Source organism: Pseudomonas sp. MOIL14HWK12:I2, from assembly GCF_000510745.1.
Lineage (GTDB): Bacteria > Pseudomonadota > Gammaproteobacteria > Pseudomonadales > Pseudomonadaceae > Chryseomonas > Chryseomonas oryzihabitans.
The window spans coordinates 254,197-270,248 of the sequence record NZ_KI783314.1 but is presented as its reverse complement, the minus strand read 5'-3'; the positions used below and the strand labels follow the sequence as shown (position 1 = coordinate 270,248).

Annotated in this window: 13 protein-coding genes; 3 read left to right on the top strand and 10 right to left on the bottom strand. The window is 63.1% G+C overall.

Going from position 1 to position 16,052, the window contains the following annotated elements; translation table 11 throughout:
- Positions 1–2 precede the first annotated feature (2 nt).
- From PSK12I2_RS0122370 to PSK12I2_RS0122340, 7 genes are all read right to left on the bottom strand, one after another.
- Positions 3–911, bottom strand: a complete 909-nt coding sequence (locus tag PSK12I2_RS0122370; protein WP_037006730.1) for an ABC transporter permease subunit — start codon at positions 909–911, stop codon at positions 3–5.
- Entirely contained in the window at positions 908–2,062 is a 1,155-nt protein-coding gene (potA, locus tag PSK12I2_RS0122365) for a polyamine ABC transporter ATP-binding protein (protein WP_027600163.1), read from the bottom strand. Before potA ends, PSK12I2_RS0122370 begins: the two co-directional genes overlap by 4 nt.
- A gap of 54 nt (positions 2,063–2,116) precedes the next feature.
- A complete protein-coding gene (locus PSK12I2_RS0122360; protein ID WP_169853377.1) occupies positions 2,117–3,175 on the bottom strand; it encodes a polyamine ABC transporter substrate-binding protein in 1,059 nt (352 codons plus the stop codon).
- Positions 3,176–3,324: 149 nt separating this feature from the next.
- A complete protein-coding gene (locus PSK12I2_RS0122355; protein ID WP_007160773.1) occupies positions 3,325–4,422 on the bottom strand; it encodes a polyamine ABC transporter substrate-binding protein in 1,098 nt (365 codons plus the stop codon).
- A gap of 105 nt (positions 4,423–4,527) precedes the next feature.
- Positions 4,528–5,886: an aspartate aminotransferase family protein gene (locus PSK12I2_RS0122350; RefSeq protein ID WP_027600161.1), complete on the bottom strand. Its 1,359-nt coding sequence runs from the start codon at positions 5,884–5,886 to the stop codon at positions 4,528–4,530.
- Positions 5,887–5,908: 22 nt separating this feature from the next.
- Positions 5,909–7,267 (bottom strand): glutamine synthetase family protein, encoded by a 1,359-nt coding sequence (locus PSK12I2_RS0122345; RefSeq protein ID WP_027600160.1) that lies wholly within the window; start codon positions 7,265–7,267, stop codon positions 5,909–5,911.
- 34 nt (positions 7,268–7,301) lie between these two features.
- Positions 7,302–8,051 (bottom strand): gamma-glutamyl-gamma-aminobutyrate hydrolase family protein, encoded by a 750-nt coding sequence (locus PSK12I2_RS0122340; protein ID WP_027600159.1) that lies wholly within the window; start codon positions 8,049–8,051, stop codon positions 7,302–7,304.
- A gap of 406 nt (positions 8,052–8,457) precedes the next feature.
- On the opposite strand from PSK12I2_RS0122340, the gene PSK12I2_RS0122335 reads away from it, so the two are divergent.
- Positions 8,458–9,834: a glutamine synthetase family protein gene (locus PSK12I2_RS0122335; protein WP_007160769.1), complete on the top strand. Its 1,377-nt coding sequence runs from the start codon at positions 8,458–8,460 to the stop codon at positions 9,832–9,834.
- Between the two features lie 140 nt (positions 9,835–9,974).
- A complete protein-coding gene (gene aguA, locus PSK12I2_RS0122330) occupies positions 9,975–11,072 on the top strand; it encodes an agmatine deiminase (RefSeq protein ID WP_027600158.1) in 1,098 nt (365 codons plus the stop codon).
- Positions 11,073–11,132: 60 nt separating this feature from the next.
- Here aguA and PSK12I2_RS0122325 read toward each other — a convergent pair whose 3' ends face one another.
- The 3 genes from PSK12I2_RS0122325 to desA all read right to left on the bottom strand — a co-directional run bounded on the left by PSK12I2_RS0122325 (position 11,133) and on the right by desA (position 15,567).
- On the bottom strand, positions 11,133–12,506 hold the full coding sequence (locus PSK12I2_RS0122325) for an OprD family porin (RefSeq protein WP_027600157.1): 1,374 nt from the start codon (positions 12,504–12,506) through the stop codon (positions 11,133–11,135).
- 776 nt (positions 12,507–13,282) lie between these two features.
- Positions 13,283–14,260 (bottom strand): sensor domain-containing diguanylate cyclase, encoded by a 978-nt coding sequence (locus PSK12I2_RS0122320; RefSeq protein WP_027600156.1) that lies wholly within the window; start codon positions 14,258–14,260, stop codon positions 13,283–13,285.
- A gap of 113 nt (positions 14,261–14,373) precedes the next feature.
- Positions 14,374–15,567, bottom strand: coding sequence for a delta-9 fatty acid desaturase DesA (gene desA, locus PSK12I2_RS0122315; protein ID WP_027600155.1), 1,194 nt, complete (start codon positions 15,565–15,567; stop codon positions 14,374–14,376).
- Positions 15,568–15,817: 250 nt separating this feature from the next.
- Here desA and oscA point away from each other — a divergent pair, with 250 nt between their 5' ends.
- Positions 15,818–16,003: a sulfur starvation response protein OscA gene (oscA, locus tag PSK12I2_RS0122310; protein WP_027600154.1), complete on the top strand. Its 186-nt coding sequence runs from the start codon at positions 15,818–15,820 to the stop codon at positions 16,001–16,003.
- Positions 16,004–16,052: the final 49 nt, after the last annotated feature.

Genomic DNA, 16,052 nt, shown 5'->3' with positions numbered 1-16,052 from the left:
GCTCACAGCTTGCCCTCCAGTTCCTTGGCTTGGTTTCTGTTGAACAGCACGATGGGCACGATGAGGATCAGCAGCATCACCACCGCCAGGGCGGACGCCACCGGCCAGTCACGGTTGTTGAAGAATTCCTGCCAGAGCACGCGACCGATCATTAGGGTCTCCGGGCCACCCAGCAGCTCGGGAATGACGAACTCGCCCACCGCCGGAATGAACACCAGCATGCAGCCGGCGATGATGCCGTTCTTGGACAGCGGCACGGTGATCTTCCAGAAGCTGGTGAAGCGACTGGCGCCCAGGTCGCCGGCGGCTTCCAGCAGGGTCAGGTCATGCTTCACCAGGTTGGCGAACAGCGGCAGGATCATGAACGGCAGATAGGAATAGACGATCCCCAGGTACACCGCGAAGTTGGTGTTGAGCATCTGCAGCGGACTGCTGATGATCCCCAGATTCATCAGGAAGCTGTTGATCAGACCGTTGGTGGACAGCAGCCCCATCCAGGCATAGACACGGATGAGAATGGCGGTCCAGGTCGGCATCATGATCAGCAGCAGCAGGACCGTCTGCTTCTCGCGACTGGCCCGGGCGATGGCATAGGCCATGGGATAGCCGATCAGCAGGCAGATCAGGGTGCTGATGCCGGCCATCTTCAGCGAACCGAGATAGGCATCCAGATACAGCGGATCGTCGGCGAACATCAGGTAGTTGCCGAAGTTGAGCGCGATATCCAGTTGCTGGTCGGCGTAGCTGAACAGCTCGGTGTAGGGCGGGATGGCCACGTCCGCCAGCGAGAAGCTGATCTTGAGCACGATCAGGAACGGCAGCAGGAAGAACAGGAACAGCCAGACGAAGGGCACGCCGATGGTCAGGCGGCGGCCATCGAGCAGGCGCTTGAGCAAGGGAGGTCTGGTCATGCTTGCAGTACCACGCCGCTGTCGTCTTCCCAGTACACCACCACGGCGTCATCCCAGGTGGGTCGCTTGCCGAGGCGCTCGGCGTTGGCGATGAAGCACTGGACCAGATGGCCGGAGGCCAGGCGCACGTAGTACACCGAGTGACCGCCCAGGTAGGCGATGTCCTGCACGGTGCCGCTGCACCAGTTGTAGTCGGGATGCTCGTGATCCGCCGGCAGGCTGGTGCCCATCAGCAGCTTTTCGGGACGCAGGGCGAAGGTGACCTGCTTTTCCTGAGCCCGGGTACTGATGCCGTGACCGATGTAGATCGGCCGTTCCAGTTGCGGACTCTGGATGATGGCGTGGTCGGCACCGTCGTCGGTCAGCTCGCCGTCGAAGACGTTGACGCTGCCGATGAACTCGCAGACCAGCCGGCTCGCCGGGGTCTCGTAGATGTCCATGGGGCTGCCCACCTGGGCGATCCAGCCCAGGTGCATGATGGCGATGCGCTCGGCCATGGTCATGGCCTCTTCCTGATCGTGGGTCACCATCACGCAGGTCACGCCCACGCGCTCGATGATCTCCACCAGCTCCAGCTGCATCTGCGAGCGCAGCTTCTTGTCCAGCGCGCCCATGGGCTCGTCGAGCAGCAGCAGCTTGGGTCGCTTGGCCAGGGAGCGCGCCAGGGCCACGCGCTGGCGCTGGCCACCGGAGAGCTGGTGCGGCTTGCGCTTGGCGTACTGGGTCATGTGCACCAGCTTGAGCATCTCGGCCACGCGGGCCTCGATCTCGGCCCTGGGCAGCTTGTCCTGCTTGAGCCCGAAGGCGATGTTCTGCTCCACGCTCATGTGCGGGAACAGCGCATAGGACTGGAACATCATGTTGATCGGCCGCTCGTAGGGCGGCATGTCGGTGATGTCCACGCCATCGAGGAAGATGCGCCCTTCGCTCGGCCGTTCGAAACCGGCCAGCATGCGCAGCAGGGTCGACTTGCCCGAACCCGAGCCGCCGAGCAGGGCGAAGATCTCGCCCTTGTTGATGGTCAGGGAGACGTCGTCGACAGCGACGGTTTCGTCGAACTTCTTGGTGACCCGGTCGATCTTGACCAGGACTTCCTTGGCTTTCTTGTCGCCGGTGGCGGCTTTCTTGAAGGCACTGGTGGCGGTCGCCATGTACATCTCCCCAGGAAAATCGGGGACCGGCCGGGCCGGTCCGCTTAGCGTTGGTTATTTGCCGGACTTGACCCGCGTCCAGCTGCGGGTTTCCAAGCGCAGGAGTTGCGGGGGCAGCTCCTTCATGACGTACAGCTTGTCCATCACCGCCTGTGGCGGATAGACGGTCTCGTCCTGCCGCAGCTCGGCATTCATCAGCTCGCCCGCCTTGGGATTGGGGTTGGCGTAGCCGACATAGTCACTGACCTTGGCGATGACCTCGGGCTGCAGCAGATAGTTGATGAAGGCATGGGCCTCCTTCACGTTCTTGGCATCCTTGGGGATGGCCAGGAGGTCGAACCAGAGGTTCGCGCCCTCCTTGGGAATGGCGTAGCCGATGTTGACGCCCTTCTTCGCTTCCTCGGCACGCGAACGCGCCTGAAAGACATCGCCGGAATAGCCGAAGGCCACGCAGATGTTGCCGTTGGCCAGATCCGAGATGTACTTGGAGGAATGGAAATAGGTGATGTACGGCCGCACCTTGAGCAGCTGCGCCTCGGCCTTCTTGTAGTCGTCGGGGTTGGTGCTGTTGGGATCGAGTCCCAGGTATTGCAGTACTGCCGGATAGACCTCATCGGGCGAATCCATGAAGGAGACGCCGCACTTGCTCAGCTTCTTGAGGTTCTCGGGTTCGAACAGGATGGCCCAGGAATCGAGCTTGTCGGTGCCCAGCGCGGCCTTGACCTTGTCGACATTGTACCCGATGCCGTTGGTGCCCCACAGGTAGGGAACGCCGTATTGGTTACCCGGATCGCTCTTTTCCAGCTGCTTGAGCAATGCCGGATCGAGATTCTGCCAGTTCGGCAGCTGGCTCTTGTCCAGTTTCTGGAAGGCGCCCGCCTTGATCTGCTTGGCCAGGAAGTTGCTCGAGGGCACCACCACGTCATAGCCGGTATGGCCGGCCAGGAGCTTGCCTTCGAGGGTTTCGTTGGAATCGAAGACGTCATAGACCGGGGTGATGCCGGTGGCCTTCTGGAAATCCTCGAGCGTGGTCTCGCCGACGTAATCGCTCCAGTTGTAGACGCGTACCGTCGGCTCGGCGACGGCGGTTCCCATGACGGTCAGGGTGGTCATGGCCAGCAGGGTTTTACGCAACGAAAGCACGGGCGGCTCCTTTCATGGTGGGCATCGGCGACGACACCCTTTCAGCGGTCCATACAGACGTACGGCACGCCGGAGTGACTCCGGCGTGCCGTCCTGTCAGCCGCACGCGGCGGCAGAACTCACTTGCCGGACTTGATGGTGGTCCAGGTACGAGTCATCAGACGCTGGGTCTTGGCCGGAAGATCCGGGAAGGCGTACAGCTTGGCCATGGTTTCCTGGGTCGGATAGATCCCCGGGTTGGTGCGGATCTCTTCGGCCACCAGCGGGGTCGCCGCCTTGTTGCCGTTGGGATACTGCACGTAGTCGCTGACCGCCGCGATCACCTTGGGCTCCATGATGTAGTTGATGAACTTGAGCGCCCCCTCGGGGTTCTCGGCATCCTTGGGAATGGCCATGGTGTCGAAGAAGGTGCCAGCGCCTTCCTTGGGAATGTTGTAGGCCACGGTCACGCCGTTCTTGGCGTCGGCCGCGCGGGCCTTGGCCTGGGCGATGTCGCCGGAATAGCCGACCGCCACGCAGACGTTGCCGTTGGCCAGGTCCGAGATGTACTTGGAGCTGTGGAAATAGGTGATGTAGGGACGCACCTTGAGGAACAGGTCCTCGGCCGCCTTGATCTCCTTGGGATCCTGGCTATCCGGCTTGTAGCCGAGGTAGTGCAGACCGGCGGGAATGATCTCGGTGGGCGAATCCAGCACCGCCACGCCACAGCCCTTGAGCTTGGAGAGGTTCTCGGGCTTGAAGATCAAGTCCCAGGAATCCACCGGGGCATTGTCGCCCAGGGCAGCCTTGACCTTGGCCGGGTTGTAGCCGATGCCGATGGTGCCCCACAGGTAGGGGATGGCGTACTGGTTGCCCGGATCGCTGACTTCCAGGGTCTTCATCAGCTGCGGGTCCAGGTTGCTGTAGTTGGGCAACTTGGACTTGTCCAGCGGCTGGTAGACGCCGGCCTTGATCTGCTTGGCCAGGAAGGAGTTGGACGGCACCACCACGTCGTAGCCGGAACGGCCGGCCAGCAGCTTGGCCTCGAGGGTCTCGTTGCTGTCGTAAACGTCATAGACCACCTTGATCCCCGACTCCTTCTCGAAGTTGGCGATGGTGTCTTCGGCAATGTAGTCGTTCCAGTTGTAGACATGCAGGACCTTGGGGTCCGCCGAGGCGTTACCGGCAAAGAGGCCGGCCAGGCTCAGCGCTAGAAGAGTCTTGCCAAAAACATTCATGCGGTGGTGCTCCTCAAGTCATCGTTGGTCTTTTGATTCGGTGCGCGGCCAGCGCCCGCGCGCAGTCTGGCAAGGTCCGCCGCCGCGCTCAAGCCTTGCCGGCCATTAGCCACGCTGGCGCAGCAGCTCATGGGTCTGATCGAGACTCAGGCGCGCCAGGGTAACCAGCTCGTCGATGGACTCGGGCGTGATCACCAGCGGCGGCGCGATGATCATGGTATCGCCCACCGCGCGCATCACCAGGCCATTGCGGAAGCAGTGCTCGCGACAGAGCATGCCCGCCCCACCCTCGTACCGCGACCGCGTCTTCTTGTCGCGCACCAGCTCCAGCGCCGCCACCATGCCGACGCCACGGGTCTCGCCCACCAGCGGGTGGTCGGCCAGCTCCGCCCAGCGTTTCTGCAAATAGGGTGCCGTGGTGCTGCGAACCCGGTCGACGATGCCTTCGTCGCGCAGGATGCGGATGTTTTCCAGGGCCACGGCGGCCGCTACCGGATGCCCGGAATAGGTGAAGCCGTGATAGAACTCGCCGCCCTCGTCGAGCACCCTGACCACCTCGTCGCGCACCACCACGCCGCCCATGGGCACGTAGCCGGAGGTGAGCCCCTTGGCGATGGGCATGAGGTCCGGAGCGTTGCCGTAGTACTGGCTGCCGAACCATTCGCCGGTACGGCCGAAGCCGCAGATGACCTCGTCGGCGATGAAGAGGATGTCGTACTTGGCGAGGATCTGGCGCACCCGCGGCCAGTAGCTTTCCGGCGGCACGATCACCCCGCCGGCGCCCTGGATGGGCTCGGCGATAAAGGCGGCGACGCGCTCTTCCCCGACCTCGAGGATCTTCCGCTCCAGCTGATCGGCCGCCCAGATGCCGAATTCCTCCGGGCTCATCTCGCCGCCTTCACCGAACCAGTAGGGCTGCGGGATGTGCACGATGTCGGGCAGCAGGCCGCCCTGCTCGTGCATCGCCGCCATGCCGCCCAGGCTGGCCCCGGCCAGGGTCGAGCCGTGGTAACCGTTCCAGCGCCCGATGACCACGCGCTTCTCCGGCTGGCCCTTGGTCGCCCAGTAATGGCGCACCAGGCGCAGCACGGTGTCGTTGGCCTCCGAGCCGGAACCGGTGAAGAACACGTGGTTCATGCCCTCCGGCGCCAGCTCGGCGATGGTCTTGGCCAGCTCCAGCGCCGGCGGGTGGGCGGTCTGGAAGAACAGGTTGTAGTAGGGCAGTTCGCGCATCTGGCGGCTAGCCGCCTCGACCAGCTCTTCCCGGCCGTAGCCGACGTTGACGCACCAGAGTCCGGCCATGCCGTCGAGGATGCGCTGACCCTCGCTGTCCCAGAGGTGCACGCCCTCGGCGCGAGTGATGATGCGCGCGCCCTTTTCGTTGAGCTGGCGATAGTCGGTGAAGGGCGCCAGCAGATGCCGGCGACTCAGGTCCTGCCAATGGGCGGTGGTAAAGGTGTTCACGAAGCCTCTCCTCGGATCGCGGTCAGACGCTGAGCAGCAGGAATTCCCGCTCCCAGGAACTGATCACGCGCTTGTAGTTCTCGTGTTCGGCGCGCTTCACCGCGACATAGCCGCGGGTGAAGCGACTCCCCAGATAGCGTTCCAGGGTGGCCGACTGCTCCATGCGCTCCAGGGCGGCTTCCAGGGTCAGCGGCAGGCGCAGGTTGCGACGTTCGTAGCCACGCCCCTGCACCGGCGCGCTGGGCGAGACGTTCTCGATCATGCCCAGATAGCCGCACAGCAGGCTGGCCGCCAGGGCCAGGTAGGGGTTGGCATCGGCGCCCGCCAGGCGATTCTCCACCCGGCGATTCTGCGGATCGGAATCCGGCACCCGCAGGCCCACGGTACGGTTCTCCTCGCCCCACTCCACGTTGACCGGCGCCGAGGTGTCGGGCAGGAAGCGGCGGAAGGAATTCACGTTTGGGGCGAACAGCGGCAGCGCCTCGGGAATGTACTTCTGCAGACCACCGATGTGGTGCAGGAAGAGTTCGCTCATGCTGCCATCGGGGTTGGAAAACACCGTCTTGCCGGTCTTGAGATCCACCACGCTCTGGTGCAGGTGCATGGCACTGCCGGGCTCGCCAGTCATGGGCTTGGCCATGAAGGTGGCGGTGACGTTGTGCTTGAGCGCCGCCTCGCGCAGGGTGCGCTTGAAGACGAAGATCTGGTCGGCCAGGTGCAGCGGATCGCCATGGCGGAAGTTGATCTCCATCTGTGCGGTGCCTTCCTCGTGGATCAGGGTATCCAGATCCAGTTCCTGGGCCTCGCACCAGTCGTACATGTCTTCGAACAGCGGATCGAATTCGTTGGCGGCATCGATGGAAAAGGACTGGCGCCCGGTTTCCTGGCGCCCGGAGCGGCCTACCGGCGGCTGCAGCGGATAGTCGGGGTCGTCGCTGCGCTTGGTCAGGTAGAACTCCATTTCCGGTGCGACGATGGGTTGCCAGCCATGCTCGGCATAGAGCTTGAGCACCTTCTTGAGCAGGTTGCGCGGCGACAGCTCGATGGGGATGCCGCGCTTGTCGTAGGTGTCGTGGATCACCAGGGCGGTGGGCTCCAGTGCCCAGGGCACCAGGAATACCGCCCGATCATCCGGCCGGCAGTGCATGTCGATATCGGCCGGGTCGAGCAACTCGTAGTAGATGTCGTCATCGACGTAGTCGCCGGTCACGCTCTGCAGGAGCACGCTCTCCGGCAGGCGCATGCCCTTTTCATTGAGGAACTTGGCGGTGGGGGAAATCTTGCCGCGGGCGATGCCTGTCAGATCGGCGACCAGGCATTCCACTTCGGTGATCTTGCGTTCTTTCAACCAGGCGGTGAGCCGGTCAAGCGGGGTGCTCATAAAGACCTCGAAGGTTCGAGCGGGGTGAACAGCATCAGCGCTCGGCAGCGCGCGCCTTGCAGGCCTTGCCGAACGCCTTGAACAAGGCGAGATAGACCGGGTGACTGCGCACCTTCCATTCCGGGTGCCACTGCACGCCACAGGCGAAGGCGCGGGCCTCGCGGACCGAGACGGCCTCGATCAGGCCATCGGGGGCCAGCGCCTCGGCGCGCAATCCCGGTGCCAGGCGATCGATGCCCTGGCCATGGATGGAATTCACCTCGAAGCGCGCCGGCAGGCCGAGGGCCTCGAACAGGCCACCCGGCCGGACCTCGACGGGATGGTGCAGGCCATAGTGTTCCTCCAGGGTCTCGCCGCGTTCGCGGTGGTCCATCAGGGAATCGACCTCGTGCACCTTCTGGTGCAGGCTGCCGCCAAAGGCCACGTTCATTTCCTGGAAGCCGCGGCAGATGCCCAGCACCGGCACGCCTGCCGCCACGGCGGCACGCAACAGCGGCAGGGTCACGGCATCACGGGCCGCATCGTGCAGGGTGCCGGGCTCGCTGGGCGCGCCCTGGTAGTGATGGGGCTCGACATTGGAGGGCGAACCGGTGAACAACAGACCGTCCAGGCGCTCGAGCAGGGCGTCGGTGGCGATGAGGTCGGCCAGGGCCGGGATCACCAGCGGCATGCCCTCGGCCCCCTCCACCACCGCGCGCAGATACTTGTCGCCAGCGATGTGAAAGGGATGCAGGCCTAGTTGCCTGGTACAGGCTGTGACACCTATGAGGGGCAGCGCGGACATGGGGCACCGGGTTGAACAGGAATCATCCGAGCCTAGTCTTGTTCGTTATTTTTCACAACCATCGGCAAAAAGTTTCGAGATTCTGCACAGAAGCGGCTAAACAGAGGCATTTCAGCCCGACTAAATGCGCCAAAAACAGGCGCCTGCGCACCACCTCCGAGCAGGGCTGCCTCCAGTTGACTTTGGTCCGCCTTTCGGATTGACTCCAGGGTGGTAACTCCGCTGATTGATATTTTTAACAGGGGCGCTGACAAAGCGTCGGAGCGCAGGCGAGACCGTACTCTCAGGTCGCTGTCGGATCGACAGCGGGCACTCGTGCCCTCACTGCGGTTGGCCCACTGGGCAAACAGGCGCATCAGGCGCTAACCGTTTTGTCGAGCGCAGCCAAAAGCAAAGGTGTTTCATCATGTCGGTACCCCCGCGTGCCGTTCGTTTGGATGAAGCGACCGACTTCCTCAGGGAACACCCTGAGGTCCAGTTCGTCGATCTTCTGATTGCGGATATGAATGGCGTGGTGCGTGGCAAACGCATCGAGCGCAACAATCTGCCCAAAGTCTTCGAGAAAGGAATCAACCTCCCCGCTTCGCTGTTCGCCCTCGACATCACCGGCTCCACCGTCGAAAGCACCGGTCTCGGCCTCGACATCGGCGACGCCGACCGCGTCTGCTTCCCCATCACCGACACCCTCTCCATGGAGCCCTGGCAGAAGCGCCCCACCGCGCAGCTGCTGATGACCATGCACGAGATGGAAGGCGAGCCCTTCTTCGCCGACCCCCGCGAAGTGCTGCGCCAGGTCGTCCAGCGTTTCGACGAGCTCGGCCTCACGGTCTGCGCCGCCTTCGAGCTGGAGTTCTATCTGATCGATCAGGAGAACATCAACGGCCGCCCGCAACCGCCGCGTTCGCCCATTTCCGGCAAGCGCCCCCAGTCGGTCCAGGTCTACTCCATGGACGATCTGGACGAATACGCGGACTGCCTGCAGGACATAATCGACGGCGCCCGCGCCCAGGGCATTCCGGCCGACGCCATCGTCGCCGAATCAGCTCCGGCGCAATTCGAGGTCAACCTCAACCACGTCGCCGATCCGATCAAGGCCTGCGACTACGCCGTGCTGCTCAAGCGCCTGATCAAGAACGTCGCCTATGACCATGAGATGGACACCACCTTCATGGCCAAGCCCTATCCGGGCCAGGCGGGCAATGGCCTGCACGTGCATATCTCCCTGCTGGACAAGGAAGGCCGCAACATCTTTGCCGGCGAGGATCCCGAGCAGAACGCCGCATTGCGTCATGCCATCGGCGGTGTGCTCGAGACCCTACCCGCCTGCATGGCCTTTCTCTGCCCCAACGTGAACAGCTATCGCCGCTTCGGCTCGCAGTTCTTCGTGCCCAATGCGCCGAGCTGGGGCCTGGACAACCGCACCACCGCCCTGCGCGTCCCCACCGGCACGCCCGAGGCACACCGCATCGAGCATCGGGTGGCCGGCGCCGACGCCAACCCCTACCTGCTGCTGGCCGGCGTCCTGGCCGGCGTGCACCATGGCCTGACCCGGCAGATCGAGCCTGGTCCGGTCACCGAGGGCAACTCCTACGAGCAGCACGAGCAGAGCCTGCCGAACAACCTGCGCGATGCCTTGCGCTACCTGGACGACAGCTCGGTGATGGCGGAGTACATCGATCCGAAGTACATCGACATCTTCGTCGCCTGCAAGGAACACGAGTTGGAGGAGTTCGAGCACTCCATCTCCGACCTCGAGTACAACTGGTACCTGCACACCGTATAAGCGCCAGCCTGCCGACCGGTCCCGCACCGGTCGGCAGCTGTTCTGCAGTACCTCTGGCGCCCTGCGCGTGTTCACGCCGGCGGCGCCCTTTCGATCTTTCCCTTATCAGCCCACGACGACTCTGGACGGAGAGCCTCGCCATGACCACCCTCACCACGCCGCGTGCCGACGGTTTCCATATGCCGGCCGAATGGGCCGACCAGCGCCAGATCTGGATGGTCTGGCCCGAGCGCCCGGACAACTGGCGCCTGGGCGGCAAACCCGCCCAGGCAGCCTTCACCGCGGTCGCCCAGGCCATCGCCCGCTTCGAGCCGGTCACCATCGGCGCTTCGGCCGGCCAATACGAGAATGCCCGCGCGCGCCTGCAGCACCCGAACATCCGGGTAGTGGAGATCAGCAACGATGATGCCTGGTGTCGCGATACCGGCCCGACCTTCGTCAGCGATGGCCAGGGCGGCGTGCGCGGTGTGGACTGGAGCTTCAACGCCTGGGGTGGCCTGGATGGCGGCCTCTATTTCCCCTGGCAGCGCGATGACCAGGTGGCGGGCAAGATCCTGGCGATCGAGAACCTGCCTGGCTATCGCACCCCCGATTTCGTTCTGGAAGGTGGTTCCATCCACGTGGACGGCGAAGGCACCCTGATCACCACCGAGGAATGCCTGCTCAACGCCAACCGCAATCCGCACCTGGATCGCCAACAGATCGAGCGCTACCTGAGCGACTACCTGGCGGTGGACAAGGTCATCTGGCTGCCCCACGGTCTCTACAACGACGAGACCAATGGCCACGTGGATAACTTCTGCTGCTACGTGCGTCCGGGCGAGGTACTGCTGAGCTGGTGCGACGACCAGGCCGATCCCAACTACAGCCGCTGCCGCGAGGCCCTGGCCGTGCTGGAACGCGAAACTGATGCCCGCGGCCGCACCTTCAAGGTGCATCGGATCGTTACTCCGGGCCCGCTGTTCGCCAGCGATGAGGAATGCCGTGACGTGGATGCCTGCCTTGGCACTCAGCCACGCCGGGCCGGCGAGCGGCTGGCCGCGTCCTACGTCAACTTCCTGATCGTCAACGGAGGCATCATCGCCCCGACCTTTGGCGTCCCCGAGGATGCCGAGGCCCTTCGCACCCTGCAGGCCTGCTTCCCGGAGCACGAGGTGGTGCAGGTTCCCGGCCGCGAGATCCTGCTCGGCGGTGGCAACATCCACTGCATCACCCAGCAGCAGCCGACCGGTCGCTGATTTCCGGCGGAAACGAAAAAGCCCGTCTCGCGACGGGCTTTTTCTTGACCTGAGCGCGGCTTAGAGCAGCGGCAGGGTGTAGCTGACGATCAGACGGTTTTCGTCCTGATCACGCTGGGTAGCGGCCGGCAGGTCGGTACGCAGCATGGCGTTACGCCAGGTGAAGCCCAGACCTTTCAGCTGGCCTTCCGGGATGACGTAGCTGACGGTCAGGTCGCGTTCCCATTCCATGAAGTCGCTACCAGCGGAGGTGCGGATGTTATCGCCGCGCTGATAGATGACGCCAGCGGTCAGGCCTTTGACACCCAGCTGACCGAAGTCATAGGAGTAGCGAGCCTGCCAGGTGTCTTCGCCGGAACGGGTGAAGTTGTTGATCTGGATATCAGTGATGGTATAGGTCGAAGCACCACCGTTCTCGTTCAGATACGGGAAGTTGCTGTCGCCGCTGGTGCTCTGGTAGCCCAGGCCCAGGGTGTGACCATAGATGGAGTAGGTGAACAGGCCGCTGTAGAGACGGTTGTCCACTTCGCCACGGGTACGGGTGCCGCCGAAGTAGCCGCTGGCGCCGTACAGGGCAGCCTGGGTGTCGGCGTCCTTGTTGTTGCCGTCGCCCTTGCTGTTGAAGTAGCGCAGGTCGGTCTTGAAGGTGCCGTCGCCCAGCTTGACCGCGTGGGTCAGACCCAGGAAGTGCTGGTTGTAGAAGTCTTCCAGCTGACCGAAGTAGTACTGCAGGGTCAGGTCTTTGGTGACCTTGTAGTCGGCGCCGACGAAGCGGAAATGGTCGCTGTTGCGACGCAGGGCGGCGGACTGGGCACCGTTGGAACCGGCGATGGACAGATCGTCTTCGTCGGTGGAGTTACGGTTCTTGGCGCGCTCGAGCTGGCCGGCGGTCAGGGTCACATCCTTGATGTCCTTGGACGTGATCTGGGTGCCCTGGTAGGTCTGCGGCAGCAAACGACCGTCGTTGAAGACCACGACCGGCAGCTTGGGCATCAGGGTGCCGTAGCGCAGTTCGGTCTCGGAGATCTTCATCTTGGCGGTAGCGCCAACGCTGGAGAATTCGTCAACGGAGCTGTTGTCGGTCTCACGCGGGAACATGGTACCCGGCTGGTTGGAGTTGGTGGCACGACCGGCATGGCCGCTGCCATCCAGGCGCAGGCCCAGCATGCCGATGGCGTCAACGCCGAAACCGACGGTGCCCTGAGTGAAGCCCGACTGATAGTTCAGCAGGAAGCCCTGACCCCACTCTTCAACCTTGGAGGGGTTCCGTGCAGCGTAGGAAGCCTCGTTACGGTTGTCGCTGTTGTAGTAGAAGTTGCGCAGGCTGAGGGTTGCTTTGCTGTCCTCGATGAAGCCGGCAGCGTTTGCAGCGGCAATGACGGACAGGTTCAGACAGGCCGCGGAGACCGCGACCACCAGTGGCTTCTTGACCATGTGTGCTCCAGGGGTGAATCGTTGTTATGCGGCCACCAGAGGTGTCAGCGCCTGCTGGTGGTATGCCCGACGGGCCGTGCGGAAGGGAAAGCTAGAGGGCTTTTGTTTCAATTTGGAGAATTATCCCGGGCCTGGTCGACTTTTAAGTTGCGACCTCCAGCACAGGGTCCCTGCCACCCTCTTCCACGTTGCGAAAGCTAATTGCAAAAAAGCATTTCGTCTAGCGATACCTGGTTGAAAACCCGCCCTGTGGTCTTCCGCTCTGACTGTTCGGTCATGACCCGAGGGAACCTGCGCTGCCCACCCCCTGGGAAAGGTTTGCCTTTTGCTGGGAAACCAGCCCTCCCAACCCAGCGCCGTGACGCTCTAGAGCGGGCGTTTCGAGGGATATTCGGCAACCTTCCAGCTAGCTACTTTTGCCCCGCGAGCCCTGAATTCAAATGAATTTCCGTTCTTCTTCAAGGACTTGTAATTTTTTGCGACTGACCTGCCAGCCGATCTCCGCAGCAGTCGAGCGCTTTCGTTGCTGACTGGGCGCCACCTGCCTTGCAACAAAAGTCTTTCCAATCGGCGCGGTGACCCTTTTCAGGCTGCAGGCCAGGCGATGGCGGCACGCTGAAGCGAAAGATCAGCGAATGAAGGGAGACGATCGCGTGAACTTTGGAGAGGCCGGGCAGCCGCCCGGCTGGTAGGACAGCGGAGACGCGACGCGCGCAGCCGGCTGAATCGGCGGCCAGGCCATCCGGGATGTCGCCGGGCCGCCTGGCAGAGGGACTTCAGCCCTGGACGATCTGATCCTTGCCCTGGCGCTTGGCCCGGTACATGGCTTCGTCAGCCCGGACATAAAGGGTGTCGAGGGACTCATCGCCCTCGCGCAGGACGGTGACGCCCTGACTGATGGTGACCTTCAGCGGCCCCTCGGCAGTGGGCACCGCCAGTTGCCGCACGGCCCGTTGCAGGCGTCCGCCGATCTGCAGTGCCAGGTCGCTGTCGCAACCCGGCAGCAGCAGGGCGAATTCCTCGCCCCCGATACGGCCGAACAGATCGCCCCGGCGCGTGGTCTGGGCACCGCATTCGGCAACACGCTGTAACACTTGATCACCCATCTGGTGACCGAAGCGGTCGTTGATCTTCTTGAAGTCGTCGATGTCGAGCAGCAGGAAGGCCAGGGGCTCGCCTTCGTTCTGGGCGAATTCGAAGGCGCGCTGGGCGCTTTCGAAGAAATGCCTGCGGTTGCTGCTGCGCGTCAGCACATCGGTGGTGGCGAGCCGCTGCAGCTCTTCCTCCATGCGTTTCTTGTCGGTGATGTCTTCGGCGATGCCCACCACCAGCAGCGGCATGCCGGCTTCGCTGCGCTGGCTGACAAAGCACTTGTCGCTGAGCCAGCGAATCTCGCCGTCGGCGCGGATGATGCGGTACTCGCGCGACTCCACGGCGCCCTGCTCGATCACCTGTTCCAGGGTGCGCTGAGCGTATTCCAGGTCATCGGGATAGATGTTGTTGAGCCAGGTGCTGTAGTCGCTTAGTACCAGCGACTGGGATCGACCAAAGATCTGTGCGTAGGCGGGGCTGACATAGATGATCTGGCGGTTGCGCCAGTCCAGCGCCCAGAGCACGGCGTTGACGCTTTCCAGCAGGGCGCTGAAGAGCTGCTCACGATCACGCAGGCGATCTGCCTCGGCCCGCGAGTGCAGGAGAGCCAGAAGATTCTCTTCCGGGGTGGGAAGAGCAGACAGTGGGGGTTGTTCATCCATATACAAATGCGCCTACGCGGGGTCCTGAGGGAGTTAGAGACAGCTGAAACCAGCCTGGTTCAATCCCCGCATAGGGCAGCCCACCGCTTCGGTGGGCTTTTGTGAAGCCTTTCTCAGGCGGTTCCGGCCGGCCGCAGGGAATAGGTTTTCAGCTGTTCGGCGAATTCGCGCAGGGACTGGATACCACTGGCTTCGGCCTCGCCGATCCACTGCCGGGTCGCGGCCAGCATGTCATGGCCATTGGCACTCGTCCGGGCCCAGATCTGCTGCAGCGCCAGGCGCTTTTCGTAGATCAGCTTCAGCGCCTGGCTGTGTTCGAGCAGCTCGTCGATGCGCACCTGATGGCGGGCCTTGAGCAGGCTGGTCTCGCGGGCCAGCAGCCCCCTGGCACGGCGGAACAGCGGACGCTGGGAGGGCGTGGCGCTGACCCGCTCCTGCCGCAGCAGCGGGCCGATCACCTGCTTGCGATACTGGGCCATGATCTGGAAGCGGTTGTTGAGGATGGCCATGGCGGTGTCCATGTCCAGCTGCCCCTTGCCTTCGATGCGATGGGCGATGGGGGCGACGCGATTGACCTTGGCCAGGCGCAGCCAGGTGAACAGCTTGATCCAGGCCCAGCCCATGTCGAATTCCCAACGCTTGACCGACAGCTTGGCCGAGTTGGGATAGGTGTGGTGATTGTTGTGCAGCTCTTCGCCACCGATGACGATGCCCCAGGGGATGAGGTTGGTGGCGGCGTCGCGGCACTCGAAGTTGCGATAGCCCACGGCATGGCCGAGGCCATTGACCACACCCGCGGCCCAGAAGGGAATCCAGACCATCTGCACGGCCCAGACGGTGAGACCCAGGGCGCCGAACAGGGCGATGTCGATCAGCAGCATCAGCACCACGCCCATATTGCGGGTGCGCGGATTGGAATAGAGCTTGCGCTCGATCCAGTCGTCCGGACAGTTCTTGCCATAGATGCGCAGGGTATCGGCGTTGTTGGCCTCGGCCTTGTACAGCTCGGCGCCGCGGCGGACCACGGTGGCCAGGCCCTTGTGCACCGGACTGTGCGGGTCCTCTTCGGTTTCGCACTTGGCGTGGTGCTTGCGGTGGATGGCGGTCCACTCGCGGGTGTTCATTGCCGTGGTCAGCCACAGCCAGAAGCGGAAGGCGTGCTTGAGCGCGGGATGCAGCTCCAGCGAGCGGTGGGCGGAGTAGCGATGCAGGTAGACGGTGACACTGACAATGGTCAGGTGGGTCAGCAGCAGGGTGACCACCACCAGTTGCCAGACCGACAGGTCGAGCAGGCCGTTGTAGCTCATGGACGCAGAGGACCTCGCGCGAGTTGTGTAGTGCAACTGTCACGGAAAGTTCAGTGAACAGGCGTTCGCGCATTATTGCCGGGGCGGGCGATAAATCCAGCCCTCCCTTTTGCTACACAACGTGTCCTTCACAGACTGCTAATTCTAAAAGTGAATAAACAAAGCATTATTAGCAATTTTAAGAAATAAAGATCGGCATTCTAAGATGGCCCACCTCTTCGCCCATCTCTGCCTCCGAGGACGCCATCCCATGAGCTCCGTTCCGTTCCGCAGCCTGGAAAACCAGGACGAAACCGCACTGCTCCGCGATATCCAGCAGGCTTTGCGCGGACTCAGGTTCGGCGCCATCGAGATCACCGTGCACAACGGGCAGGTGGTACAGATCGAGCGCAAGGAAAAATTCCGGCCCCAGAGCGGCCACACCAACAAGCACTGAGTTCTCGAGGTCAGCGGACGAGCGGGCAAGGTGCCCGCCAGACGGTGTC

Coding starts and splice junctions, on each gene's coding strand:
- PSK12I2_RS0122340 (WP_027600159.1), bottom strand. CDS start 8,051: ATGTCCGCGCTGCCCCTCATAGGTGTCACAGCCTGTACCAGGCAACTA.
- PSK12I2_RS0122355 (WP_007160773.1), bottom strand. CDS start 4,422: ATGAATGTTTTTGGCAAGACTCTTCTAGCGCTGAGCCTGGCCGGCCTC.
- PSK12I2_RS0122370 (WP_037006730.1), bottom strand. CDS start 911: ATGACCAGACCTCCCTTGCTCAAGCGCCTGCTCGATGGCCGCCGCCTG.
- PSK12I2_RS0122345 (WP_027600160.1), bottom strand. CDS start 7,267: ATGAGCACCCCGCTTGACCGGCTCACCGCCTGGTTGAAAGAACGCAAG.
- desA (WP_027600155.1), bottom strand. CDS start 15,567: ATGAGCTACAACGGCCTGCTCGACCTGTCGGTCTGGCAACTGGTGGTG.
- potA (WP_027600163.1), bottom strand. CDS start 2,062: ATGGCGACCGCCACCAGTGCCTTCAAGAAAGCCGCCACCGGCGACAAG.
- PSK12I2_RS0122360 (WP_169853377.1), bottom strand. CDS start 3,175: ATGACCACCCTGACCGTCATGGGAACCGCCGTCGCCGAGCCGACGGTA.
- aguA (WP_027600158.1), top strand. CDS start 9,975: ATGACCACCCTCACCACGCCGCGTGCCGACGGTTTCCATATGCCGGCC.
- oscA (WP_027600154.1), top strand. CDS start 15,818: ATGAGCTCCGTTCCGTTCCGCAGCCTGGAAAACCAGGACGAAACCGCA.
- PSK12I2_RS0122335 (WP_007160769.1), top strand. CDS start 8,458: ATGTCGGTACCCCCGCGTGCCGTTCGTTTGGATGAAGCGACCGACTTC.
- PSK12I2_RS0122320 (WP_027600156.1), bottom strand. CDS start 14,260: ATGGATGAACAACCCCCACTGTCTGCTCTTCCCACCCCGGAAGAGAAT.
- PSK12I2_RS0122325 (WP_027600157.1), bottom strand. CDS start 12,506: ATGGTCAAGAAGCCACTGGTGGTCGCGGTCTCCGCGGCCTGTCTGAAC.